General features: G+C 65.4%; 21 protein-coding genes. 8 read left to right on the top strand and 13 right to left on the bottom strand.

Annotated elements, in window-relative coordinates:
• The first annotated feature begins 37 nt into the window (after positions 1-37).
• The gene (locus QFZ36_RS13815) at positions 38-496 is read left to right on the top strand and encodes a MarR family winged helix-turn-helix transcriptional regulator (protein ID WP_306637400.1); all 459 of its coding nucleotides are present in this window, start codon (positions 38-40) and stop codon (positions 494-496) included.
• Between the two features lie 27 nt (positions 497-523).
• Here the strand turns inward: QFZ36_RS13815 and QFZ36_RS13810 are convergent, their stop codons facing one another.
• Positions 524-1,453: a PaaX family transcriptional regulator gene (locus QFZ36_RS13810; RefSeq protein WP_306637398.1), complete on the bottom strand. Its 930-nt coding sequence runs from the start codon at positions 1,451-1,453 to the stop codon at positions 524-526.
• 184 nt (positions 1,454-1,637) lie between these two features.
• Between QFZ36_RS13810 and QFZ36_RS13805 the strand changes: the two genes are divergently transcribed.
• The 3 genes from QFZ36_RS13805 (at position 1,638) to QFZ36_RS13795 (ending at position 5,296) form a co-directional block, all read left to right on the top strand.
• The gene (locus tag QFZ36_RS13805; RefSeq protein WP_306637396.1) at positions 1,638-3,002 is read left to right on the top strand and encodes an MFS transporter; all 1,365 of its coding nucleotides are present in this window, start codon (positions 1,638-1,640) and stop codon (positions 3,000-3,002) included.
• Between the two features lie 69 nt (positions 3,003-3,071).
• Positions 3,072-4,814, top strand: coding sequence for a CocE/NonD family hydrolase (locus tag QFZ36_RS13800; RefSeq protein WP_306637394.1), 1,743 nt, complete (start codon positions 3,072-3,074; stop codon positions 4,812-4,814).
• Positions 4,811-5,296 (top strand): DUF3237 domain-containing protein, encoded by a 486-nt coding sequence (locus QFZ36_RS13795; RefSeq protein ID WP_306637392.1) that lies wholly within the window; start codon positions 4,811-4,813, stop codon positions 5,294-5,296. The genes QFZ36_RS13800 and QFZ36_RS13795 overlap by 4 nt, the downstream gene beginning before the upstream one ends.
• 49 nt (positions 5,297-5,345) lie before the next feature.
• Here the strand turns inward: QFZ36_RS13795 and QFZ36_RS13790 are convergent, their stop codons facing one another.
• The 4 genes from QFZ36_RS13790 to QFZ36_RS13775 all read right to left on the bottom strand — a co-directional run bounded on the left by QFZ36_RS13790 (position 5,346) and on the right by QFZ36_RS13775 (position 10,739).
• A complete protein-coding gene (locus tag QFZ36_RS13790; RefSeq protein ID WP_306637390.1) occupies positions 5,346-6,254 on the bottom strand; it encodes an NAD(P)-dependent oxidoreductase in 909 nt (302 codons plus the stop codon).
• 5 nt (positions 6,255-6,259) lie between these two features.
• Entirely contained in the window at positions 6,260-8,179 is a 1,920-nt protein-coding gene (locus tag QFZ36_RS13785; RefSeq protein WP_306637388.1) for a TRAP transporter large permease, read from the bottom strand.
• Between the two features lie 86 nt (positions 8,180-8,265).
• A complete protein-coding gene (locus tag QFZ36_RS13780; RefSeq protein ID WP_306637386.1) occupies positions 8,266-9,297 on the bottom strand; it encodes a DctP family TRAP transporter solute-binding subunit in 1,032 nt (343 codons plus the stop codon).
• An 89-nt stretch (positions 9,298-9,386) separates the two neighbouring features.
• On the bottom strand, positions 9,387-10,739 hold the full coding sequence (locus tag QFZ36_RS13775; RefSeq protein ID WP_306637384.1) for an NAD(P)H-dependent oxidoreductase: 1,353 nt from the start codon (positions 10,737-10,739) through the stop codon (positions 9,387-9,389).
• 242 nt (positions 10,740-10,981) lie between these two features.
• Here QFZ36_RS13775 and QFZ36_RS13770 point away from each other — a divergent pair, with 242 nt between their 5' ends.
• From QFZ36_RS13770 to QFZ36_RS13760, 3 genes are read left to right on the top strand one after another with little or no spacing between them, the layout of a single operon-like run.
• Positions 10,982-12,016, top strand: a complete 1,035-nt coding sequence (locus tag QFZ36_RS13770) for a LacI family DNA-binding transcriptional regulator (RefSeq protein WP_306637382.1) — start codon at positions 10,982-10,984, stop codon at positions 12,014-12,016.
• A gap of 10 nt (positions 12,017-12,026) precedes the next feature.
• Positions 12,027-12,338, top strand: a complete 312-nt coding sequence (locus QFZ36_RS13765) for a putative quinol monooxygenase (RefSeq protein WP_306637381.1) — start codon at positions 12,027-12,029, stop codon at positions 12,336-12,338.
• Positions 12,338-12,856, top strand: coding sequence for a gluconokinase (locus QFZ36_RS13760; protein ID WP_306637379.1), 519 nt, complete (start codon positions 12,338-12,340; stop codon positions 12,854-12,856). Before QFZ36_RS13765 ends, QFZ36_RS13760 begins: the two co-directional genes overlap by 1 nt.
• Before the next feature lie 43 nt (positions 12,857-12,899).
• On the opposite strand, the gene QFZ36_RS13755 is transcribed toward QFZ36_RS13760, so the two are convergent.
• Positions 12,900-14,453, bottom strand: coding sequence for a carboxylesterase/lipase family protein (locus QFZ36_RS13755; RefSeq protein WP_306637378.1), 1,554 nt, complete (start codon positions 14,451-14,453; stop codon positions 12,900-12,902).
• Positions 14,454-14,621: 168 nt separating this feature from the next.
• On the opposite strand from QFZ36_RS13755, the gene QFZ36_RS13750 reads away from it, so the two are divergent.
• Positions 14,622-15,692, top strand: a complete 1,071-nt coding sequence (locus QFZ36_RS13750; protein ID WP_306637376.1) for a quercetin 2,3-dioxygenase — start codon at positions 14,622-14,624, stop codon at positions 15,690-15,692.
• Between the two features lie 109 nt (positions 15,693-15,801).
• Here QFZ36_RS13750 and QFZ36_RS13745 read toward each other — a convergent pair whose 3' ends face one another.
• The 7 genes from QFZ36_RS13745 to QFZ36_RS13715 form a co-directional block, all read right to left on the bottom strand.
• The gene (locus tag QFZ36_RS13745; protein WP_306637375.1) at positions 15,802-17,046 is read right to left on the bottom strand and encodes a DUF3500 domain-containing protein; all 1,245 of its coding nucleotides are present in this window, start codon (positions 17,044-17,046) and stop codon (positions 15,802-15,804) included.
• Positions 17,024-18,769: an FAD-dependent monooxygenase gene (locus QFZ36_RS13740; protein WP_306637373.1), complete on the bottom strand. Its 1,746-nt coding sequence runs from the start codon at positions 18,767-18,769 to the stop codon at positions 17,024-17,026. Before QFZ36_RS13740 ends, QFZ36_RS13745 begins: the two co-directional genes overlap by 23 nt.
• Positions 18,769-19,641 (bottom strand): fumarylacetoacetate hydrolase family protein, encoded by an 873-nt coding sequence (locus tag QFZ36_RS13735; RefSeq protein ID WP_306637371.1) that lies wholly within the window; start codon positions 19,639-19,641, stop codon positions 18,769-18,771. The genes QFZ36_RS13740 and QFZ36_RS13735 overlap by 1 nt, the downstream gene beginning before the upstream one ends.
• A 52-nt stretch (positions 19,642-19,693) precedes the next feature.
• Positions 19,694-20,581, bottom strand: a complete 888-nt coding sequence (locus QFZ36_RS13730; protein WP_306637370.1) for an alpha/beta hydrolase — start codon at positions 20,579-20,581, stop codon at positions 19,694-19,696.
• Between the two features lie 130 nt (positions 20,582-20,711).
• Positions 20,712-21,467 (bottom strand): SDR family NAD(P)-dependent oxidoreductase, encoded by a 756-nt coding sequence (locus QFZ36_RS13725; protein WP_306637369.1) that lies wholly within the window; start codon positions 21,465-21,467, stop codon positions 20,712-20,714.
• Between the two features lie 66 nt (positions 21,468-21,533).
• A complete protein-coding gene (locus QFZ36_RS13720) occupies positions 21,534-23,450 on the bottom strand; it encodes a hypothetical protein (RefSeq protein WP_306637367.1) in 1,917 nt (638 codons plus the stop codon).
• A 164-nt stretch (positions 23,451-23,614) separates the two neighbouring features.
• Entirely contained in the window at positions 23,615-24,358 is a 744-nt protein-coding gene (locus QFZ36_RS13715) for a FadR/GntR family transcriptional regulator (RefSeq protein ID WP_306637366.1), read from the bottom strand.
• Positions 24,359-24,526: the final 168 nt, after the last annotated feature.

Here is a 24,526-nt window from a genome sequence, read left to right as displayed (position 1 = left end):
AAAAAGTCAACGATTGTTTTTGTCATTGGAGTAACTCATGACCCCGCAGAGCACCGACATCCAGACCCCGCGCCTCGCGGCCGCCCAAATCGGCAGCGATGTGGGCCTGCTGCTGGCCAAACTGCATGCCGCGGGCTCGGTCCTGAACAACCGGGCCCTGGGCGGTTTTGGCCTCCGGGAACGGTCCTTCTCCGTGCTGACGCTGGCCTGCAGCGGGCTCGAACCCACCCAGCGCGAACTCGCCGATTTCCTCAGCCTCGATCCCAGCCAGGTGGTCAGCCTGGTGGACGACCTGGAGCGCCGCGGCCTTGTTAAACGGGCTCAGGGGAAGCAGGACAGGCGCGCCAAGATCATCGTGTCCACGGCTGAAGGCCGGCGCATCCACACGAAGGCCCGCGCGGCCCTGGCGGTGTGCGAGCAGGAGCAATTGGCGTCATTGAGCCAGGACGAGAATGCCCAACTCCGGGCGCTGCTCAGCAAGGCACTCTGGGGATAGGCGTCCACCCCGGGCCCTTACGCCTCTTTACGCGCCTTCGCTGACCCGCAGGGCTGATGGTGACCCGGCCGCCTCCGGCGCCTCGGACCGGATGACCTCCCGGACGTGCTCCAGAGCCGGATCCACAAGGGAATTGTACGCGGACACGAACAGCTTCCGTGCCGTCAGGAGCGGGAAATCCGCCGGCAACAGCTCCCTCGGCAGGCCAGGGTCATTCCAGGGAAACGCCCGCCAGCTGTCCATGATTTCCGTGCGCAGCCGGAAGGCCTCTGCCGGGCTCAGGGCCCGGTCCGGGCTCCCGGGGATGGAGCGGCTGTAGGTTTCGATGAACGGGTGATACTGCTCCCGCATCTCGTCCAGGGCCCACGCTTCGATGGGTTCCCTGCCCAGCAGGCTTGAGGTGCGTGACCGAAAAACCACGTAGTTCGCCACGCCGTACGCCGCGCAGGCTTCGTCCACCGCTTCAGTCCGGTCCCACGGGCAGACCCAGAGCGCGCCATACAGCGGTGAAAAACCCAGCCATTTCAGCCGGGAACGCAACAGTTCCCTGGTTTCCCGGGCGGATTCCGGAATGGAGAAGCCCACCACCGTCCACATTCCATCCCATTGCCGGGACTCCGAGCCAAACTCGCTGACCTGCCGGAATCCAATCTCAAGGCGGACGCGCGCAGCCTCCGTCAGCCGATACCGCGAAGACCTTCCGGCGCTGGACTGCTCCAACACGCCCCGGCCCGCCAGCCGGCTCAAGGCAGTGGAGGCGGCGGATGCGGTAATTCCCAGGTGCGCCCCCAGGGCAATAATCAGCCGGGACGGAAGCCAGGAGGCCTCCTGCTGCCAGTAGTCGCCGAGCATCGTCAGCACGAGGTGCTGGGTGGCGCCGCCCTTGGAGGGCCGGGGAAAGCTGATCATGGAGCCTGGCGGCACGCTCCCGGCGGCAGGCAGGTCATAGGAGTTCACTTGTCCATCATCCCAGTCGCCGCCGTCGCCGCTGCTTAGCGTTGCAGCTTTCTTGACGGACGTTGGATATTACGCATACTATCTTCTCACGTGATGCGGACCACACGCAGGCCGCCTCGTTTCCAGCCCATCGGCTGATGCCAGACGCCCCTTTTCTCAATCCCGCCCACCCAGGAGATCCGCAATGACCGCTGGTCCCATTGATCCGCCGACGACGCCGTCCGCGGACATTGACACCATCTCTGCCGGCCGCCACAAAAATGCCCGGCGCGCTGCCGCCGCAAGCTTCATTGGCAGCACCCTTGAGTACTACGACTTCTTCATCTACGGCTCCGCCTCTGCCCTGATCTTCAACAAGATCTTCTTCCCGGGCATCGACCCCTCCCTCGGTCTCGTCCTGTCCATGGCCACCATCGGCATCGGATACGTGGTCCGTCCGCTCGCTGCGGGGGTCATCGGGCATTTCGGTGACCGCATCGGGCGGCGCCAAATGCTGGTCTTCACCCTCGTCCTGATGGGTGTGGCGACGTTCCTGATCGGCTGCATCCCGCCCACCGCCGTCATCGGAGCTGTGGCCCCGATCCTGTTGGTGCTGCTCCGGGCGATCCAGGGCGCGTCCGCCGCAGGTGAGTCCGTGGGAGCGGTCACCATGACGCTCGAGCACGCTCCGAGCCACAAGCGTGCCTTCTACGCCAGCTGGGTCAACACCGGCGCGGTGGCCGGCATCATGCTCGCTTCGCTGGCCTTCCTGGCCGTGTCCATGCTGCCCCAGGAAGACCTGCTTGCCTGGGGTTGGCGCCTGCCATTCCTGGCCAGCATCCTGGTGGTAGGCGTCGGGCTGTGGATCCGGCTGCGCCTGCCGGAGTCCGAGGTTTTCGAAGCAGCCAAGGAATCTGAAACCGAACAGGAGCTGCCCATCAAGGTGGTCCTGCGTGACCACTGGGCCACGGTTCTGAAGGTCATCGTCTTCGGGCTCTGGAGTGTGGTTTCGTCCATCTTTGCCGCCTTTGGCCTCGCCTACGCAACCGGAAAGTTCGGCATCCCCGCCCCCGTCATGCTGACGGTCACCATCGTGACGGCGGCGCTGGGCGTCGCAGCGCAGCCCTACGCCGGCATCCTCGCCGACAGGATCGGCCGCAAGCCGGTCTTCATCACCGGAAACATCATCTGCGCCATCGCGGCCTTCGCCTTCTTCTGGGCCGTCAGTGCGGGGTCGATTCCGCTCATCTTCGCCACCGCTATCCTCTTTATGACGGTCGGCTACGGCATGGTCAACCCCCTGGGTCCGGCGATGACCGCGGAAATGTTCGAAACCCGGATCCGCTACACCGGCGCGGCCACGGCATCCCAGTTGGGCCTGGTGGTGACCGGCTTTGCCCCCGCAATCGCCGCAGCCATCGTGCAGCCCGGCCAGTTCGGCTGGATCCCCGTCGCCTCGTTCACCGCGGCATGCTGCCTTGTTTCCGCCGTCGTGACAGCCATCTGGGTCAAGGAAACGTACCAGGTGCGCACCGAGGACCTCGGCCTGAAATCCCAGGGCATCGTCTAGGCGGCTGCGGCGGGGCCGGCCCCGCCGCAGTTTCGCCCCTTGAACCCGTCTTAACAGAAAGCAGATCCAGTGCCGTACCCCGTCCTCGTCGAAAATGCTGAAACAGCCATGGGAGATGGAACCGTCCTCCGTTCCACCGTGTACCGTCCGGCAGATGACACCGAATCCTTCCCGGTGCTCCTGACCCGCACACCGTACGGGCGGGACCTGGCCGTGAACTCCGCCTACTTCAACCCGACCACCGTTGCTGCTGCCGGGTACGTGGTCATCATGCAGGACTGCCGGGGCCGGTTCGGGTCAGACGGAGAATTCAACCCCTCCGTGAATGAAGCGTCCGACGGCGCCGAAACAGTTGAGTGGGCGGCCCGGCTTCCGTACTCCAATGGCAAGGTGGGGATGTGGGGCCGCTCCTATTTTGCTGAAACACAGTGGCGGGCCGCCCAGGAAGCGCCGGCGCCGCTGCGGGCCCTGGCGCTCGGCGTCTCGGCCGGCGGCAGCGCCAACAACGGTGCCCTGTATCGCGGCGGTGCCCACGAGTACGGAAGCCGCCTGAGCTGGGGGCATGCATCCGCTTCACTGAACCAACTGTTCCGCGAGTTCGCGGACGATCCGGAACGCAAAGGGAAAGAGCTGCAGGCCTGGCTGGAACTGGATGAAACATTCGCCGATTCGAGTATTTTCGGCGCTCTCCCCCTGCGCCAGCTGGAACCCCGGTTGGGCACCTTCATGAACTCCCACGTTCTTCCCTCAGCGGGTGAAGGCCCTGGGAGCCCGTTCACCCTGCTTTGGGATGCTGCATCCGAGCAACCGGCGCCGCTGCCCACGCTCCACATCGGCGGCTGGTTCGATATCTTTGCACCCAACACGCTGGCCCAGTACCGGCGGCAGCTGGAACAAAGCCGTGCCGTGCCCGGAACCACTCCGCGGCTGATCGTGGGCCCATGGACGCACACCAACCTCAGCGGCGCGTTCCCGGAGGCGAGTTTCGGCATGGCCGCGTCGGCCGGACTGGTCAACGGGATCGGGGACCTGTCCTCGATCCACACGGCCTGGTTCGATGCAGCCCTCAAGGATGATCCCCAGCGGCTCGACGCGATACCACCCGTACTGCTCTACTTCATGGGCGAAAACACCTGGCATGGTTTTGACGCGCTGCCCGAGCCCTCGGCACAGCGCAGCTGGTACCTCGGCGCCGGCGGCTCCCTGGATGATGAGCCGGGAACCACCGGAGCAGCTGACTACCTCTACGATCCACTCAACCCGGTCCCCACCGTCGGCGGCGCCACCATGATCCACGGCGCTTTCCCCGCCGGACCGGCAACCCAGGCGGCGGTGGAGGCCCGCGACGACGTCCTGGTGTTCACCTCCGCACCCGTCGAAGAGAAGCTCACACTCTTCGGCGAGGTCAGGGCAACGTTCTTCGCCTCCTCCAGCGCCGTGGACACGGACTTCGTGGTCCGGCTCTGCAGGGTTGCCGAAAACGGAACATCCACCAGCATTGCCGACGGCATCGTCCGGGCCTCCTGGCGGGAAAGCTACGCGGAGACCGGTTCGTACTCCCCCGGCACAGCCCCCTCGCCCATCCAGCCGGGGGAAGTCTATGAATACACTGTCAGTCTGTGGGACACGGCATTCACCTTCGCTCCAGGAGAGAGGCTCCGCGTGCAGGTCACCTCCAGCTGCCACCCGCGCTGGGACCGCAACCTCAACACCGGCAAGCTCGCATACGAATCCGCCGAGACGGTGATTGCCAGCCAGTCGATCCGCTTTGGAACCGGTTATCCGAGCAGATTGACCGCGGGCATCCTGTGACGACCCCTCCCGCGAACGGCCAGCCTGTGCCGCCGTCGCTGTCATTCCTCGCCAGGATCCTGGTGGACGTCGGCGAGCCCGTGGATATCGGCCGCACGCCCGAGGGGCACAGGAGGATCGTGCCCATCCTCGGCGGAACCATTACCGGGCCCGGGTTGCAAGGCACGGTGCTGCCTGGCGGGGCGGACTTCCAGATACTGCGGAGCTCAGAGTCCACCGACCTCGACGCCCGGTACGCCCTGGAAATCGAGGACGGCTCGCGGATCTACGTGCACAACGTCGCCGTGCGGCACGGCCGTGCGGAAGATATCGACAAGCTCAACCAGGGCCAGCCCGTGGACGCGTCAAGAATCTACTTCCGCTGCACGCCCCGTCTCACCACGGAATCCAGCACGTGGTCCTGGATGAACCACACAGTCTTCCTCGGCACGGGTGAACGCCTACCCAACCAAGTGGGCATCACCATCTTCCAGGTCCATTAGACGCCGCAGAGCGGGCGCCCTTTCGCTACTGGCACCATTCACGTTTCCTCTACGTGTTGATGGTGCGGTAGATCCCAGTGTGGTCCAGGTCGCCGTCACCCGCCGCGACCATGCCTTCGAAGGCGTCCTGCAGGCAGGCCGCGAGCGGGAGTTTAAGCCCGTTGTGGCCGGCGATTTCGGCGATGAACCGCAGGTCTTTGAGCTGATTCTTTGCGGACCCACCGCCTTCAAAGTCCTGGTCGATCCATCGTCGTCCCTTTTGTGCCAGGACCTCGGAGTTTGCCAGACCGCCGGCGAGAACCGCCTGGACCTTCTCCAGGTCCAGGTTGCTGCCTGCCGCCAGGGCCATCGCCTCCGCCAACGCCGTTACAGTGGCTGCGACGACAATCTGGTTGCAGGCTTTCACAGTTGATCCCGCACCGGTGTCCCCGAACCATACTGCCGTTGAGCTGTAGAGCTCAAACAGCGGTGCCAGGCGTTCCACTGCGGCCTTGGGACCACCTGCCATGATGCTCAGGCGGCCATCTTCAGCACCTATGGTTCCACCGCTGAGGGGGGCATCAACCAGCGTTACGCCCCAATTGCGCCGGCACCGGTCCGCGAACTCAGCAACCGCCACCGGCGATACGGTCCCGTGGATCACGAGGACAGGGTGTTCGGTGCCGGCGGCCTGCCAGCCTTTCAGCAAGCCGTCGTCACCGTGAAGCAGGGCTTCGACCTGCGGCAGGTCGGGCAACACCGTCAGCACGACGTCGCGCGCGGCATCGGCGGGAGAGGCGGCAATGGCTGCCCCCTCAATTGACAGGGCCTTCTCCGGCGTGCGGTTCCAAAGGGTAAGGGGCACACCGCGGTTGAGGATGTTCCGTGCAATGGGGGCTCCCATCGGTCCGGTTCCCAGGAGGGCTACGGGTGGATACGTGCGCGGCGGGCGCTGCTGCTCAAGTGTCGGCGTCGTCATGGTTCTTAGAAGGGGATGAGTCCGGCAACTGCGGGCAGGAACGTGCTGAACCATGGGACGGCGGCGAGCACCAGCAGCCCGAGGAATACGGCGATCAGGTAGGGCCAGAAGTGTTTGAGGCTCCTTTCCACGGTTTCGTGCGCCGTGGCGCAAGCTACGTAAAAGCCGACGCCGGCAGGCGGCGCGAAGGAGCCGATGCCCATGGAGATGATCAGGACCATCGCGTACTGCACCGGGTTGACGCCGAAGTCGACGGCAATCGGAAGGAGCAGCGGCGCGAAGATCAGGACGGCCGGGAGGCCCTCGAGCAGCTGGCCCATAATGACCAGCAGCAGGATGGTGAAGAGCATGAAGAGCAGCGGCGAGTCTCCCAGTCCTGACATCAGGTCATGGATCTGCTGGGAGACCCCGGCAACGGCGAGGGTCTGGGCCAGTGGTGACGCTGCGGCGATGATGAACAGCACCATGCCTGCCGTCGTGGTGGTTTCCCGCAGCGTGTCACCCAGGAGGCGCTTGCTGCCCCGCCGGTACGCCGCGGCGAGGATGAAGGCGTAGGCGACCGCTACGGAGGACACTTCGGTTGGGGTGGCGAAACCGCTGAGGATTCCGACAACCATGCCCACCGGGAGCAGCAGCGTGGGGATAGCAAAGAACGTCGCTGCGCCCCGCGCCCGCCAGGTGGCCTTCGGGCTGGCGATGCCGCCTTGCTTCTTGGCGCGGAGGAAGACGAGTGCCATGACCACCAGGGCCAGGAAGGCTGCCGGAAGGAAGCCGGCCAGGAAGAGGGTAGTGGTGGAGATCGTGGTGATGGATCCGAGGATGAGCAAAACAATGCTCGGCGGAATGGTTTCGCCCATGATGGCGGAGGCGGACAGGACTGCTACCACTTCACCCCGGGGGTACTTCCGCTCTTCGAGCATTCCCCGCATGGTTGTGCCAACTGCCGCGACGTCCGCGACCTTTGACCCGGAGATGCCGGAGAAGATGTACATCGTTACCACAACCACCTGGAGGAGCCCACCACGGAGGTGCCCGATGAGTGCATCGACGAGCCTTGCCAGCGGGAGGGTCAGCCCGGCCGAGTTCATCACGGTGCCGGCGAGGATGAAGAACGGGATGGCCAGGAGGACGAAACCCTTGGCGCCGGAGGCCATGCCGATGGGGATGGCGCTGACGTCGGAAATGCCGCCAAGGTACAGGTAGATTCCGGAGGCCAGCGCGAGAACGAAGGCAATGGGCAGGCCGAGGAACAGCAGAATGAACAGGACTGCGAGCACGACGGCGAGGAGTGCATTCGGTGAGGCGTAGTAGAAGATCGGCTGGACCCCGAGGACGAGGACAAACAGGACAGCGGTCATGCCCGCGGCGGCAAGTACGGGGCGGCGTTCCTGGCGCCACAGTTTCAGCAGTGCGAACCAGGCGATGAGGACCATGCCAATGGAGAAAGGCAGCGAAACCCAGAAGACGGGCAGCTGCAGGATCGGCGTCTTCTCTTCGAGCTGCTGGAGCAGGGTGGGAACAAAGAGGGCGAAGGTGCCGGCGCTCATGACCAGGACGAGCCAGTCCACGAGGGCCGCAAGGTAAGGCTTCCACGCCGCGGGGAGCCGCATGATGAGGGCCTGGACGGACATGTGCGCGCCTTTGGGGTAGGCGATGGCACCGCCGATGAACGCAATGGTCAGGAGCGCGATTTCGGAGACTTCCTGGGTCCAGAGCACCGAATCGCCGGTGATGACCCTGACCATGATGTTCAGGAGGATCACGACGAGCTCTGCGACGATGGCCGCGCCGACCACCCCTTCGAGGGCTTTATCGAACCAAAGTGCGCCGCTCCACCGGGGTGGAACGTGGCCGTGGTGGAGGATTTCTTCCGCCTCTGAGGGGATGACCTCCTCTATTTCCTCGGGCGTAGTGATGTGTTTCATTTGTCCTCTTCCAGGCTGTCGACGTTGAGAGTGGGGTGCGGTGGGAAGGCCCGGGAGCTGTGGTGCCGCCCCCGGGCCCGTACGTGCTACTTCTTAGCGGTGAAGGCTATGGCCTGGTCAAAGAACTCTTTGCCGATCAGGTTGGAGAACTCCGGATAGAGGCTCTTGGAAGCGGCTTTGAATTCCTCCAGGCCGGACGCGGTAACCTCGTTTGCCTGCATGCCCTTGGCCTTGAGCTCGTCCAGCTGCTTCTTGGACTGCTCGTCGTCATAACCGGTCTTGAAGGTGGCGGTCTCTGCAGAGGCTTCGGTGACGGCCTTCTTCTGGTCCTCGGACAGGCTGTCCCACTTCTTGGAGGACAGCGCCAGGACCCAGGCGTCATTGATGTGGTTGGTCAGCGAGACGTACTTCTGGACTTCTGAAAACTTGTTGGTCCATGGTACTTCGATGGGGTTTTCCTGCCCGTCGATGGTGCCGGTCTGAAGGCCGGTGAACACCTCCGAGAAGGCCATGGTTGTGGGGCTGGCGCCGAGCTTGGTGAAGTAGTCGGTCCACAACGTGTTGCCTGGGACGCGGATCTTCAGTCCCTTCAAGTCCGACGGCTGCTGGATGGGACGCACGGAGTTGGTGATTTCGCGGCCGGTCCTGGTGAGGAAACTAAGCGCCACCGTGTCCTTCTTGGCGAGCTTGTCCTTCAGCGCTTTACCCGGCTCCCCGCTGAGGAAGGCGGCCTCCTCGGCGGTGTCCTTGAAGAGGTACGGGATGCTGATGGCGTTCATTTCCGGTACGACGGACGCGTAAACAGACGTCGAGAGGATCAGTGCGTCGAGGGAACCGCCCTGAAGGCGTGTGACGGCCGCGTTCTGGTCGCCGCTGAAGCTTGTCCCGTTGGGAACCACCGTGACGGTGACCGATCCGTTGGACGACTTTTTGACCTGCTCCGCGAAGTGCTGGGCCGTGACTCCGACAGAGGAGGTGAGCGGGTCCGGGATGGAGAGCTGGATCTTGGCTGCCGGGCTTCCAGATCCCGTAGGGGCCGCAGGGGCGCATCCGGCGAGGACTGAAGCCGCGAGGGTGCATGCCAGCACTCCCGTGAGGGCGCGGGTCTTGGATTTCATGTGATGCCTTTCTTCTTTGGAAGGTGTCTTTTCCGGAGGCGTGAACCGCATCGGTTGAAGTTCACGCCACGTCCGCCGGTGCGGGGAGTTCAGGCGCTGAGGACGGATTCCCCGACGAGGGCTTCGGTTTCCCGCCGGAGTTCGAGTGCCTGGGCCAGTGAGTCGTCCATGATGACGTCATCCCAGCCGACAATGGAGCCCTTGGCGACGTCGTTGCGCAGTTCCACGTGGTGGGCCAGGGCCACCGGCAGCGCGCCGGTTGCGACGGAGTGCTTGGCCGAAACCAGCTGGCCCCAGACCGTGTACCCGCCTTCGCCGTCCAGGAACCCGCCGGCTTTGAGGTCCTTTTTCGCCGTGGCCACGACGTCGCCGAAGAACCCGATCGGCGAACCCGTGGCAACCCCGCGCAGCACCGCGTTGGCGATGGACATGTTCAGTTCCAGTCCAACGTAGTGGTAGGGCCGGTACAGCGCTGCGTACTGGCCTGAGGGGTCCGGGTGCCAGGGGTATTCGGTAAAGCAGCCGGAGACGTATTCGTTTGTGGCCTTCACAACGACGAACACTCCCTCCTGGGTGTTGTGGGGGATCCACGTGCCGTCGCGCTGGACGCTGGACATGACTTCGACGCTGCCTTCGTGGGCGAGGACGCCCCCGGCCTCTGCCGGACGGCAAATGGTGGCGATTTCCTCGACGTCCCCGGGGGTAAAGGTGAGTCCGGCGTCTGAGGGCACTAATCCGGCCCCATTGGCAACTGCGGCCATCTCAATGGAAGCCTTGGTGCCGTCACGGAAGGAGGTGTGCATGTTCGGGTTCAGCTGCCCGGAGTCGGTAAGTTCCTTGGAGAACTCCCAGTTCTCCCAGACGTTGTCCGGGTTCATCTCGTGGTAGTGCTCAAGGAATTTTGCACCCTTGCCGGCGCAGACAACATCGAAGCCGCTCGTGCGCGCCCAGTCGACAAGTTCCATAATGAGGGCGGGCTGGTCCCCGTAGGCCATGGAGTAGACGACGCCTGCAGCTTCGGCGCGGCGGGCCAGGGCAGGACCGGCCAAGGCGTCCGCCTCGACTGTGACCATGATGATGTGCTTTTTGGTTTCGATGGCGCGCAGGGCGTGCTTCACGCCGACGATTGGGTTACCTGTTGCCTCAACAATGATGTCGATGTCAACGTCAAAGAGCTCGTCGGCGTTTGCAACGATCGTCGTGGTGCGGTTCCTCAGGGCGGTGGCGATGTCCGGGGCGATCTGGTTCTTCGGCCAGCCAACAAGGTCGAAGGCGCCTTCTGCGCGCTTGACGTTGATGTCGGCGATCGCCACTACATGGATCCCGGGGATGTTATTTGCCTGGGCCAGGTACATCGTTCCGTACCGCCCGGCTCCGATGAGTCCGACCCGGATGGGACGGCCTTCTTGCTCGCGGTCGCTAAGAAGCTTGTGAAGGTTCATTGGGGATCTCTCTGATTACGTTCAGCGTGAAGGACCCTCCACCGAGCCGGCGGAGCAACTTCTTCGTCGCTAACTGGAATTCTGGGACCGGAGTGGAACCGGTTCCACTTTTGTACCAGTCGGTGTTAGGCTGTGTCAACAGTCACAACGGAAGGCCGTGAAGGTTACTTGGCAAGGGATACAGTGCGGACAGCTGAATCGCCGTGCCGGCAGCCATGGACGGACCCCGAAGAGGAGGAGCAGTGAAGAAGGCGCCAACTATTCGCGATGTCGCAGCGGCGGCGGGCGTTTCCGTCTCCGTAGTGTCCCGCGTCCTGAACCCCGAATCGGGCCCGGTTGCGCCTGCGAAACGTGAAGCCGTATTGGGGGTCATTAATGAGCTTGGTTACAGGCCCCGCGCCGCAGCCCGCGAACTGAGTGTGGGCCAGGCCCTGACCGTGGGCCTGGTGGTTGCCGATCTTGCCAACCCATTCTTCGCACAGCTCGCGGACCGGATCGTCTGGGAAGCCCGCAGCCACGGCGTGCAGGTGGTGGTGATGACCACCCAGGAAGACCCCCACCTCGAGGCTGACTCCCTTGACACCCTGCTTGACCGTTCTGTTGCCGGAGTCATTGCTACGCCCACGGGAGCAAACGTTGAAAAATGGGAGCGCCTGCAATCCATGGGCGTCAACGTTGTCTTCGTCGACCGCACCATCGCGGAGCTGGAAGACGTGGATGTCGTCAGCATCGAAAACGTCGACTCCGCCCGGCGGGCCACCGAACACATGCTCAGCCTGGGCCACAGGCGTATCGGCCTCATTACCGGGCCTGTCAGCACCTCAACCGGGCAGGCAAGGATCCACGGATACCGGGCAGCCCACGAGGCGTTCTCGGTCAGCACTGATCCACAGCTGATACGCGATGTCCCGTTCCGCGGAGACGGCGGAGGTGATGCGGTGGGCTCACTCCTTGCCCTTCCCGATCGTCCTACAGGGCTCATCGTGGCCAACACAGCCCAGGTTCAGAGCTCGGTGCGCCGGTTGGTCCAGATCGGCGTGCAGATACCCGAGGACCTGTCCGTGATTGTCTTCGATGACAATCCCTGGACTGAGCTGACAAGCCCTCCGCTGAGCGTCATCCGACAGCCCATCGGCATGCTCGCAGTCCACTCGCTGGAGCTGGTACTCGGACGCATGCACGGCAAACTCCCGCCCGCACCCCGCACCATCGAAGTCAAAGCCGACTTCGTCCCACGCAGCAGCTGCTCACCGCTCCTGCTGACCACAACCAGATAAGGAAAACCCCATGACCGTCATCGTTACCGCCGTCTTCACCCCCAAAGAAGGGGCGTTCAACCAGGTAACTGCCGCCCTCGCCCCAGCCATCGCCGAGGTTCATGAGGAAGCGGGATGCCAGTTCTACGCCATCCATGAGGCTCCCAACGGCCAGATCGTCATGATCGAAAAGTGGGACAGTGCTGAACTGCTGGACGCACACGGGGCAGGAGAGCCCGTCCAGCGCCTGAACGCTTCACTTGAGGGCCTCTTGGAACGGCCCGTGGAAGTTACCAGGCTCGCCCCGATTCCCGCCGGAACAGCGCAGCAGGGGACACTGTAGTGGAGCCCGTCATTGTCGTTATGGGCGTGTGCGGGGCAGGAAAGTCAACTGTTGGCGAGGCGCTGGCCCAACGCCTGGGCGCCAGGTTCGTCGACTCCGACTCACTTCACCCCCAGGCCAACGTTGACAAAATGGCCGCAGGTATCCCGCTGACAGACGAGGACCGGTGGCCATGGCTGGCACTCGTCGGTGGCGAACTGTCTGCAACCCATCCCCAGGGAATCATCGTGGCCTGCTCTGCTTTGAAACGCGCCTACAGAGACGCCATCAGAGCCAAGGCGCCGGTCACAATTTTCGTCCAGCTCAACGTGGAGCTGTCCGTCCTGCAAAGCCGGCTAAACCAACGTCCCGGGCACTTCATGCCCCCGTCCCTCCTCGGTTCACAATTGGAGACACTCCAACCTCTCGAAGCGGATGAAGCCGGAATCACGGTGACAACATCAGAAGGTATAGCTGAGACGGTCAACCGAATCCTCCCCCGGCTGGAACACCTTTACGAGGTCTTGCAGAACAGTTGACAGGACAAAGCTGAGGCGCGCGGCCAGCGGACCACCCCTATTCTTAGCCTTCCGGCGCCGCCGCCCAGAACTCGCGGAGTTCCCGGCGCGGATCGTCCTCCACCCGTGGCGGTTCGTCGAGGACCATCGTCCTGCGTCCAGGACCGTAAAACGGCCAGTCAGGCAACCCGACGGCGATGGGCTTGCCCGTCTGCGCGAACGCGGCCCAGGCGGTGCTCATCATCTCGCTCAGGCCCTGCGGCGCTGTTCCGCGTGTGAGGAATTCCGCCTCCGGCGAGCGCAGCTGCCGGAACACGAACGGGATGTCCAGGGCATGGCACGCTCCCAGCTTCCCGCCCATGGCAGGGCTGCGCCAGGTGAAGAGGTAGGAAAAGGTCTTTCCCGAGGACCCGTGCCGGGCATCCAGCAGGCGGTTGCTGGGCTGCCGGTACACGGCGTCCGAAATGGCCGCTTCCAGCAACTGTTTGCCATCAGGCTTGGCTCCCAAAATGGAACCGAGAGCCGACGCGTACTCCCCCGCCCGTCCCGGGTGAGCCCCGCCATCCATGAGCACGGCGGCAGTTCGCTGCTCATAGGGCGGGTCTGAAGGGTTCTTCGGCCGCATTTCCACCGCGAATGACCCTTCGTTCAGGTTCGTCCCGATGAGCAGGTCAACCTCGGAATTAAGGCCAGCCTTTACTGACTCCAGCGGAGGTACCGGAAGCGACGGCGTTCCCACCGTGGGCTGGAACGGCAGCGGCACCGCGTAAGTGCGCGCCCCGAAACGCTGCACCAGCTTCTCCTGGGCCTCGAGCAGCCGCTCCACGGGAAGTGTCAACAAGTCGCGGGCGTGCCCGGAGTCCAGCCCGCACAGCGAGAGGAGCTCAAGGGTGATTCGAGCAGAATCCTCCGGGTGCCGGTACCTTTCAGCCGTTCCGCTCTGCATGATCGCCCGCTGGAAAAGCCCACGGAAGGCAGGCATTCCCAGAAGCGTGCCCACGGCGGCAGCCCCGGCAGACTCGCCAAAGACTGTCACGTTGGCGGGGTCCCCGCCGAAGGACGCAATATTCCGCTGAACCCAGCGCAGCGCCTCGAGCACATCCAACAGCGCCACGTTGGAAGAGTCCACGTACTCGTCACCCAGCAGCTCCGCCAGGTGCAGAAAGCCCAGGGCACCCAGCCGGTAGTTGATGGTCACCACTATGGTGCCGCTGGCACCCGCTAAATTGCCGCCGTCGTACATTCCGTCACTGCCCGAGCCCGAGAGATACGCGCCTCCGTGGACCCACACCATCACGGGCAGCCCCGAACCGGCCACGTCCGGCGTCCAGACGTTCAGGTTGAGGCACTCACTTTCGCTCCACGTCCGCGGCTTGCGGCCGGGAGGAGCGGGAACCTCAGGGTTCTGCGGCGCAGCCGGACCACCCACCGTACAGTCGCGCATGCCGGCCCACCCGGCAGCGGGGACCGGCGGAAGGAAGCGGCGCTTCCCGGCCGGAGACCCTGCGTAAGGGATCCCCAGGAAGCAACTCACATTGCCGCCGTCAGCCTGGGAGGTGGTGCCACGGACGGTTCCTTCGGCGGTGGTGGCGGTGGCAGCGCTGGTGGCGAGGGTCATTCCGGATCGTGCTCCTGGTGGCGTAGGTATGACTGCCAGCATCCCAGCAATGGCTGGCGCAGCGCACTCGGCTTTCACCCATTGGAATTCCACTCCCAGCGCAGAATCAGCACAGGCGATGATGGAGGTCACATTCCGGCGCAGCCGGACGACTGGAAAGAAGGAACCATGTCCCTCAGCGTGGAGGAAATGAACCAGCAGTTGCCGGTGGCCAACACCCTGCCCGGCGAAGCTGTCCCCTACTACATGGCATCAGGCGAAGGCGCCCGCTACGAGATCAACGGCCAGCTGGTCACCGTCATCGCCCGCGCGGCGGACACGGGCGGCATCTTCAGCGCCGCCTACATCTCCGGCGGCATGGGCGCGGAATCGCCGTTCGTGAGCCACAAAGTGGAGCACAAAACCCTTTACGTTTTCGACGGCATCCTGCACGTCTGGCTCCCCGGCGAAAGCCGGATCCTCACCCCCGGCGACTCCGTGGTCATCCCGCCGAACACTCCCCACGCCTACCGCATGGCCAGCCACTACACGCGCTTCCTCAACTGGATGACGCCCGGCGGAGCCGAGGCCTACTATGAGCGCGTCGGCACCCCCATCGACTCCCACGTTCCGCCCGTCCGCGCCGGCCACAGTGCCAGCCTCCAGGAGCAGGCAGAAGTTGGCGCCGAGTTCGGCATCACCTTCCCGGACGTTGAACGCGTGGAGCCTTCCTTCAAGCACGACGCCGGCCTGCCGCCCACGCTCAGCCCCTACTTCCTCAGTGCCCACGAGGGTGAGCGCCTGGTCAGCTACCAGACCATGTTCACCTACCTGTCCCGGCCCGCGAACACCGGCTCGAACTACTTCGCGGTGCACACCAAGGGGGCCAAGACGCCCTACATCCCGCTGCACTTCCACTCGAAGCACACCGAGAACTTCCTCGTGACCGAAGGCCGCATGTGGCTGTATGCCAACGGCCGGGAAATGCTGCTGACCAAGGGTGACTTCGTCCACGCCCCCGCCGGCACCGTCCACTCCTTCGCCCTGGACTCCCACAACACCCAGATGCTGGGCTTCCTCACGCCGTCAGTGTTCAACGGTTTCTTCGAGTATTTCAACAAGCCCACCGAGGACTACATGTACACCGAAGGCGGCGAGCCCTACATGGACATGGAAGGCTTCGGCCGCGCGCAGGCCGAGTTGGACCTGACCGTGGTGGGCCCACCGCCGCAGCGCCGGACGGCGCTGGAAATCTCCTAGCGTTCACAAACCAAATGGCCCGGACTTCCGAAAGGAAGTCCGGGCCATTCTTGGTTCCCTGGATCATCGGCTACTCCGTAGATGCCCTTTTCGACCCTTGAAAGGGCGGTTACGGAGCAATCGATGGGTGCTGCTTCACGAGTTCGCGGCCGTAGTCGTTGCCGTTGGGCGTGCGGACCACGGTGTGCATGTGGAACGGTGCCGGCTCGTCGTTGCTGAGGAAAACCCCTGTGTGGTGGTCCAGTTCCAGGACCACCACCGGGCTTTGCAGGCGGAAGTAGAAGGCCTCCTGCCCCTCCCAGCCGCCGATCCAGCTGAAGAAGGTCTCGTCGTAGCGCTCCTGGATCTCACGTCGCTGTGCGGAACGAGGCCCGTCCGGGAGGTAGCCAATAAAGTCCTCCACCACCGCGTCCAGGATGGCGCGGGCTTCCGCCGGCATGGCGGCAACAGAAATACCCTCGTAAGGGATCACCCGGTTGTCCTGGAAGCACCCGCCAAGGTGCCGCTCATCCCCGGCATGGAGACGGCCTTCGGGCATCGCCGGGTCCACCATGGACTCATACACCGTGGCTTCGGCCCGCAGCCCGGCAGGCAGCGCAGCCATCAGTTCGCGGGCCAGGGCGATGCGCTCCTTGAAAACCACAACCCCCTGGTACGGCCCTGCGTCTATGACGTCCGGCTCGGCACCCATAAACACCGGCGAGACCACCAGCTGTGTCCCGGCCACAAGGCAGTTCAGCGCGACGTGGTGGCCGAACAGCTGCCACCCCCACGGCTGCGTCTCGGACGGTTCGCCATACAGTGCGAAGTTGTAGCTGAACTCGTTCATCAGCAGCGGCAACTCCACCAGGTCACCCAGGAAGCCGTTGATCCGCATGAGGTTGCGGACCAGCTCAAAGCCCGCCGGGCTCAGGGAAGCTTCAATGACGGCGAACACGGCATCGCGCACCGTCTCGTCCAGTTCGTCGAGGCGGAGCCCGGTGTCGTGCTGCATAAACTCCGGGTTCGCCCAGCTTTGCCACTCGGGTGCATCCACTGTGTAACTGAGCCGGGATGCCTGCTCGAGGGTCAGGGCGTCCAGCAGCTTGCGGGCGGCAGCCACCATCTCCGGGGTGGGCGCCTCCTCCCCCGCCCGGGCCGGAGCGAGGGGAAACAGCCCGGGGCGGAGGACGCCGTCGTTGGTGATGCCCTTGAACGGCTGCGGATAAAGCGTCTTCCAGCCCTCGATCATCGGCCCGGCGAAGGAATCCCTGGTGGCCGCCTCCGCGTACTGGCGCGCGTCCAAGCCGCGGATTTCCGCTACCCGCGGGTGGTCCGGGGCATATAGAAAATCACGGAATGAAGGCGTTGACACGGGAACTCCTTGGTTCGGCTTCGGCAGGTAATGATGGCACCCAGCCGGCGGCGACGGACAATGCGGCGGCAGCAGCGTCGGCGGAACTGCCCCGCCAGGCCACGTGCTGGTCCGGGCGGACCAGCACGGCGTCCGCTCCCACCAGTTCGCAAAGCGGCGTCCCGTCGTCGGAAGGCCCGACGGCGGCAACGGTCACCGCGATGCCCTGCCGGTCACCTGCTGCCAGCACCGGCGCGAAAGCTGCGTCGGCCGGCACCCCCGCCAGCGCACCGGCGTCGGCCAGCAGGGTGAAGCCCTGGCCCAGCCGGCTGTACAGGGAGGTGGCATCCTCCAGCCACGCATGCGGCAACAGGGAACCCGGGCTGGCGGAAGGAACATAGTGGATGGGGTCCTCTGCCGGGACGGGTGCGCCGTCCGGCACCACCACCGGCGAATCCCTGTAGGCATACCCGAGCACCAGTCCCACGGAATCAAACTCGCTCCGCTTCACCGCCAGCGCCTCATGTGCCGCCTGCCGCGCTGCTTCCCCGGCGGGGCCGGCGGCGGCAAGGTCAGGATCGGCGAAGTGGTAGGCCAGGGCCTTGCCGTTTGCCGCTGCGTCGCGGATGGTCCTGGCAGCTATCGGCCGGCGCTCCTCCTCATAGCTGGCCAGAAGCGCCGGGCCGGCCCACCCCGTGATCGCGGCGGCAAGCTTCCAGGCGAGATTGGCGGCGTCGCCGATGCAGGTGTTGAAGCCGTGGCCGCCCCATGGCGGGTTGAGGTGGGCGGCGTCGCCCACCAGGAAGATGCTGCCGCGGCTGTACGAAGGCGCGAGCAGCATGCGCGCGGTCCACGGGTCCGTGGCCAGCACGTCAACGTCCACAGCCGATCCCACCAGCGAGCGGACCATGTCACCCGCCTCCCCGGTACTGACCGTGATGTCCGGGTCCACGCCCTGGACGATGGCCCACCAGGTGTCTTCCAGGTCCATCGGCCCCACCATGCCCGCCGTGTCCGAGCCCACCACCCAGTATTGGACGGCAGGGTCAAGGGCCACCGCTGAGGCAACAGCCTTGGAACGGAAGAGGATGCTGATGTTGGACAGCGCTGCGGAACCGCCTTCCAGGCGGATATCCAGGCTGCGGCGCACGGCGGAGGACCCGCCGTCGGCGCCGATCACGTAGTCAGCGGTGATGGTGAGGTGGTCCCCCGCAGGGCCGGACAGTACGACGACGTGCGGCGTTCCGGAGGTTTCGCTTCCCGGTTGGACCGTCTGCACACTCCAGCCGGTGATGAAAGTGACCAGCGGACTGTCTGCCGCGGCGGCACGGAGGACTTCCTCCAGTACCGGCTGCGGGACCTGCTGGCCGCATTCAGGCTGGAGTCCGTAGCGGCCCGGGACCAGCTGGAAGGCGTTCCGGAACCGGCGCAGCTCATGCGCGGCGGGTCCGGTGAGGCCGGTGCAGAAAATGACATCCTGCGCGTAGTCCACCGGGAGCGGGGAGGCGGCACGCAGTGCATCGGCCAGTCCCAGCCGGCGCAGGTGCGCCATGGTGCGTGCGTTGGTGGTCTTGGCCCGCGGACGGGTGTGGTCCACGGCGTCACGGGGCTCGATGACAGTGCTGGGGATGCCGCGGGCGGCCAGGTCCAGCGCCAGGAACAACCCGCTGGGGCCGCCACCGGCGATCAGCACCTGCACCTCCCCGGGGATGCCGTGCGCCGGTGGCAAATGGAGGGTGACCATCAGGCACGGCTCCGGAGGGACACGTCGCCCACGGGGGTGGTCAGGGTGCCGAGCTTGTCGATCTCCACCTCGACGGTGTCGCCGGGCTGGAGCAACCACTGCGGGGTACGGGCATAGCCGACGCCCTCCGGAGTGCCGGTGGCGATCACGTCGCCCGGGTGCAGGGTGAACGTCTGGCTGATCAGCGAAATGATGGCCGGAACGGAGAAGATCATGTCCCGGGTGTTGCCGTTCTGGGCCTCGATGCCGTTCACGCGGGTGCGGACCTGCAGGCCGTCGCGGAGATCGCCCACTTCATCCCGGCTCACCAGGGGGCCGAGAGGGCCGCTGAAGTCGCCGTTCTTGCCCAGCGTCCACTGGGAGGTGAGCTTTTGGGCCGTGCGGGAGGTGATGTCGTTGAAGGTGGAGTAGCCGAAGACTGAGCCTTCAGCTTCTGCCTCATCCGCGGATTCCACCCGCTGGCCAATGTAGGCCGCCACTTCGCCTTCCCAGTCCAGCCCTGCTTCGCCGGCAGGGACGGGAACGGGGACGTTGCCCACCGAGAGGGAAGCCGTCCAGCGGCCGAAGAGGGTGGGGTACGGCGGGAGTTCCTGGTCCTTGTAGCTGCCCTCGGCTGCGTGGGCCTTGTAATTCAGGCCCACGCAGATGACCCGGGCCGAGGCGGGGACGATCGGCACTTCGGTGACGCTGCCGCGCTCCAGCGGGGCGCCGGCGCCGGACGCTGATGCGCCCTCTACCAGCGAGACAGACTTGTCTTGCCAGCCCTCCGGGTCCGCCCAGAAGTCGGTGACGGGGGCCAGCGGGAACACCCGTGTTTCCAGCAGGGCCGCTGCCCAGGGTTCGCCGTGGTGGTTGATGCCGATGAACTGCATGTGGAGGCCTTTCAAATCTGCCCGGGCACAAGGGCGCCGGGACGGTTCTGGGTCAGTGTGCTTGCGCCTGGCGGCGGAAGAAATCGATGGTGGCGGTGGTGGCCTGCTCAGCGGCGGCCGGGCTTTTGCCTTCAAGCGCCCACATGTGGTCCGCGTCCTCAATCAGGAGGAGTTCGACGGCGGCGCCCGCACCTTCCAGCGCCGCGGCAAAGGTGACCGACTGGGCCGCGGGGACGAAACGGTCGGCCGTTCCGTGCACCAGGAAGAAGGGCGGCGCCGCCGCGTGCGCGTAAGTGATGGGGCTGGCTGCCGCCGCCTCGTCGGGTGCGTCCGCCGGTTGGGCACCGATAAGCAGAGCCTCGCGTGAGCCGGGATCGTCAGCGCGGGCGACGGCGTCAGGCCGGGCCTGTCCGCCCATCCGGTTCAGGTCGGTTGGCGGGTACCAGGCAGCCACGGCGGCGACGGCGTCGTCAGGACCATGGCCGGCGGCCTCAGCCTGGAACTCCTCCGCTCCGGCGGTAAGTCCCACCAGGCTGGCGAGATGGCCGCCCGCCGAATCGCCCCAGGCGTAGATCCGCTCCGGGTCCACGTTGTATTCGGCCGCGTGCGCCCTGAGCCAGCGGACCGCTGCCTTTGCATCCAGCAGCTGGACCGGGAATGTGGCCGCGGTGCTGAGGCGGTAGTCGGCAGAGGCGACGATGAAGCCAGCGTTGACCAGTTGTTCGATGGGGCTGAGGCCGAGTCCGTCCACGGCGGGCCCCAGCGAGGACCGTTTGCCAGTGCGCCAGCCGCCGCCGTGGAAGTGGACCACTGCGGGGAAGCCGGCGCCTGCGGGCGCCTCCGCGGGGAGATAAAGGTCCAGCAGCAGCGGGGTGGCACCCTCAGGTCGGGCGAACTCGATCCCCTTGAGGATCTGCCCTGCCGTCGTCGTCGACTCCATGTGTGTACCGCACCGTTCCTGTCATGCCCGGCCCTGTGTTCCGGACCACGTCTTGACTCAACTTTGGTGCATCGGGAAGGGGGGATGCGCGGTGGGTTTCACTGAATGGAAAAGGGTTCGGGAGGGGCCCCTAAAGCGCGGTCAGGCCGCCGTCCACCGTGAAGATCCCGCCGGTGGCGTAGGCGGAGTCGTCGCTGGCAAGGAAGACCATAATGCCCTCAACGTCAGCTGCGGTCCCGGGCCGTCCCAGCATCGTGGAGTCAACGAGGCCGGCGCGGCTGACGGGGTCATCGGCGATGGCCTGCACCAGCGGCGTTTCGGTGTAGCCCGGGACCACAATGTTCACCCGGATGCCGGCGTGCGCGTAGTCGGCTGCCACCACACGGGCGAGGCCGTGGACCCCGGCCTTGGAGCTGGTGTAGGCAGTGAAGGTCTGGCCGCAGGCCACCACGGCGGTGGGGCTGCCGGTACAGATGATGGAGCCGCCACCGGCTTCCATGGCCCGGACGGCGTGCTTGAGGGTCAGGAAGGCGCCGCGCTGGTTGATGGCGACGGTCTTCTCCCATACCGCGAGGTCCAGGTCGCCCACCTTGGCGTCCTGGCCGAAAAGCTGCACGCCGGCGTTGGCCACCACAACGTCGAGCCTGCCGCCTTCCGCGACGGCGGCGTACGCCGCAGCAACGCTGTCCTCGTCGGAAATATCCATCCGGAGGACGTGCGCCGCGGCTGATCCGGTGGCCGTGGCGGCCTTTTCGGCAGCCTCCGTGTTGATATCAGCGAAGTAGACCGCAGCCCCTTCGGCGACGAACCGCTGGGCAACCGCCAGGCCGATCCCTGAGCCCGCCCCGGTCACCAGGGCAGTTTTTCCTTCAAGACGCAGACCCATGGGGTCTCCTTTCGCTAGGCGTGGTGCCGCCGCCGGAAGCGGGCAGCAAAGTGCGGGAACAGAGGGTCAGCCGGAGGCCGGAAAACGGACGACGCCGGCAGACCAGGGTGCGAGGGTCAGGCACCCTGGCGAGGTGTCGCCGTCGTTATTGGGGCGGAATCCGATGGTCGCCCCCTGCCCGAAAGCGGCGCATTGGCCGCCGGCAGCAGCCACATCGCCGGGAAGCTGCACGTCCACTTCAACGGCTGTTCCGGAGAGGTTGCCGGCGAAAACCAGCAAGCTTCCGGGTGCCAGCACGGGATACAGGGTCAGGGAGGACATTCTGTTGGCATGAACTGATAACACGGCGCTGCCCCTTACTGCGGCCAGGGCCTTCAGCAATTCGCCTGCCGGGTTCAACCGGCCGGTTGCGTCTGCGATTCCCCTGGGTCCCGACGCTTCGAAGTAGCTGACGGACTCCACCCCGTCCAGGGTTAGTGCGTCAATGCTTGCCAGGGTCCACGCTGCGGTAAAGGGTTCAGGCTGAAGGTCATCGGCATCCACCGCGGCAGCAACACCCGATGTGGCCACGGCGTTGAACCGCGGCAGCAGCGTCACAGGTCCCACGTGAAGGGGGCGCCCGCCGCCCTGCCGCAGCGCGTTCCGGGCCACGATCCGCTGCATGGGCACGCTGTCGATGATGTGCGCGATTTCGGTGCTGTGCATCTGCGGCGTGATGCTGAAGGTGAGGGCGTCAGGGTCCGGCGGCGTGCGGCCGCTGTTGCGGTTGAGTTCCGTGAAGTGGGAGCGGGCACCGGCGAGGAGCTCCCCCTCGAACCCTGTTGCCCGGACCGATTCCTTGAATTCACCCCAGGTCTCCGGCTCGGTGAAGTGGCTGTCGGGGTGGAAGGCCGCAAGCCGCCTGGCCTGCCCCAGGTACGGCGCAAGGTCTGCCACGGAGCCAATGGGGTCCGGCGTCACTGCCCGGATATCCAGCCCCGCTCCATGGATGCCGGCCGCGTCTGCGGCTGCCTGCAGCCGGGCCCCCCAGCCGGATCGCGGAGCAGCACCTGGTTCTTCGGTCAGTTCCACCACGATGGCGTCCAGCCCAGGGATCACGCTCAGCAACCCCTGTTGCGGTCCGGCCCCTACTGCAAGCGCGGGCACCCGGCCGGCTACAGCGCCCAGAGTGGCGGCCGAACGGGTGGCCGCCGGCTGGGCAGTGGCAGCCGTGCCGTCCGAACGGCTGCCCGCCGCCACTTCCAAAGCCGCCGGGGGTTCCAGGCTGGCCGCTTCCAGCCGCACCGACTGCCGGACAACGTCCCCCGCTCCGGTATGCACGGGGAACGGACGGGCGAGCGGCGTGCTGTAGGTCTTGAAGGACGCGTCCGTCCAGTTCCGCTGGTCCTCTGTCTCAAAAACATCGCCGGTGAATGACAGCCGGAAGGCCGTGCCCGCGTCGGCCCACTGAAGGGCGGCGATGTCCATAAAGGGCTGGTGCGGACTGACTTCAACCGGGAACCGTTCTCCGGTGCTGGTTCCGTCGGAATGCTCCACGGTGACGTTCCGCCCGGCGTCTTCGGGCGGGTGGAGGACCACCAGGCCAATCCGGTTACTGCGGAAGGCGTGGATGGCGGTGCCCTCGAAGGCGATTTCGACGGCGGCAGGTGTGAACTCCGCTGTCAGTTCCCCTTGGTACTCAACGCCGTAGCCGGCAAATCCGACCTTCCAGCGCGCCCTCAGGCCGTTGACTTCACGGGTGATCTCGACATTTCCAAGGGTAGGTTGCGGAGTCCGCCAGTCCTGGTCGCGGACGACGGCCTTGACAGCCCGCAGTACCGGCCGGCCCGCATAGCTGATGTGGGCCAGTTCGTCGCCCACAAGGTGGGCGGCCCATGGCCCTGCGGACAGGGCCTGGCGCGGGGGTGCCAGCCGGGCCTGGACGGTAAGGGGCAGTTCCGGTTGGTTGATCTGATCCTGGCTCGTCAGGGGCTGGAAAGACACGTCACTGCTCTCTGCCGTGTCCGGGGCTTGTGTGGCCCGGCTGCCCGGCGTGCTGATGCGAACTCATAGAAGGCCTGTGAGGCAGGCCATACCGATTATGGGATCGTCGAAGAGATCTAGTCAACCGGTTGACCAATAGTTGGATGGAGGCAGGCCCCCGAGAGCTACTGCGAGGCGTCAAAGCCTGCCAGCAGCCGCTTTGATGCCGTGAGCATATGCGAGCGCATGGTCCTGGTGACCGCCTCGCTGTCATGGGCCTCGAGGGCAGCGAAAATCTCCGTATGCTCCTTCAGGGCGGCGGCGGCATGACCCTCGTCAGTAAGGGCGCGGTCCACCCAGATCCGCAGCAGGGACCTGATGCTCTGCAGCAACTCCTGCAGCACCTGGTTTCCAGAACTTTCCGCTATTTCCCGGTGGAACGCGGCGTCTGCCTCCACAAAGGCGGCCAGGTCTTCAAGGGTCTCTGCCATGGTGGCCAGGTTGGCGCGCATCCGGTCCAGTGACTCCGCCGTGATCCGTTCAGCCGCAAGCTGTGCCGCCTGCACCTCAAGGCCGCTCCGCAACTCCACGAGCTCGCGGGTCCGGGGGGCTCCCAGCATCAGGCCCCAGCTCAGTGTTCGGGGCAGGAGTTCGGAGATGCCATCACGCAGGTACGTCCCGGAACCCGGCCGGACGATCACGATCCCCAGAATCTCCAGCGCGGCGAGGGCCTCGCGCACCGCGGACCGGCCCACACCCAGTGAAGCGGCGAGCTGGCGCTCGGCCGGAAGCCTTGTTCCGACGGCGATATCGCCGCTGGTGAAGTAGGCGAGCAGGCGCTCGGCAACCTCAGACACAACGGAGCCCTGGCCCACAGAGCCGAGCGCTTCGCTGATTTTGGCCGACGAGGCGGCAGAGTTTATGGGCACGCTCCAAGCCTAGCAACCGGCTCTGCACATGGACGCCCGCAAAACAGAACAAGTCAACCGGTTGACCAATTCGGGGTTTATCTTCTATGGTGGAACTCACACACTTTGCAGCCGCCCTCGCGTCCTGACGCTTTGGCGGCCAGGGACAGAACCCGAAGCCTCCAGTGA

This window comes from Pseudarthrobacter siccitolerans (assembly GCF_030823375.1).
Classification (GTDB): Bacteria; Actinomycetota; Actinomycetes; order Actinomycetales; family Micrococcaceae; genus Arthrobacter; species Arthrobacter siccitolerans_A.
This window is presented reverse-complemented; position numbering and strand designations above follow the sequence as displayed.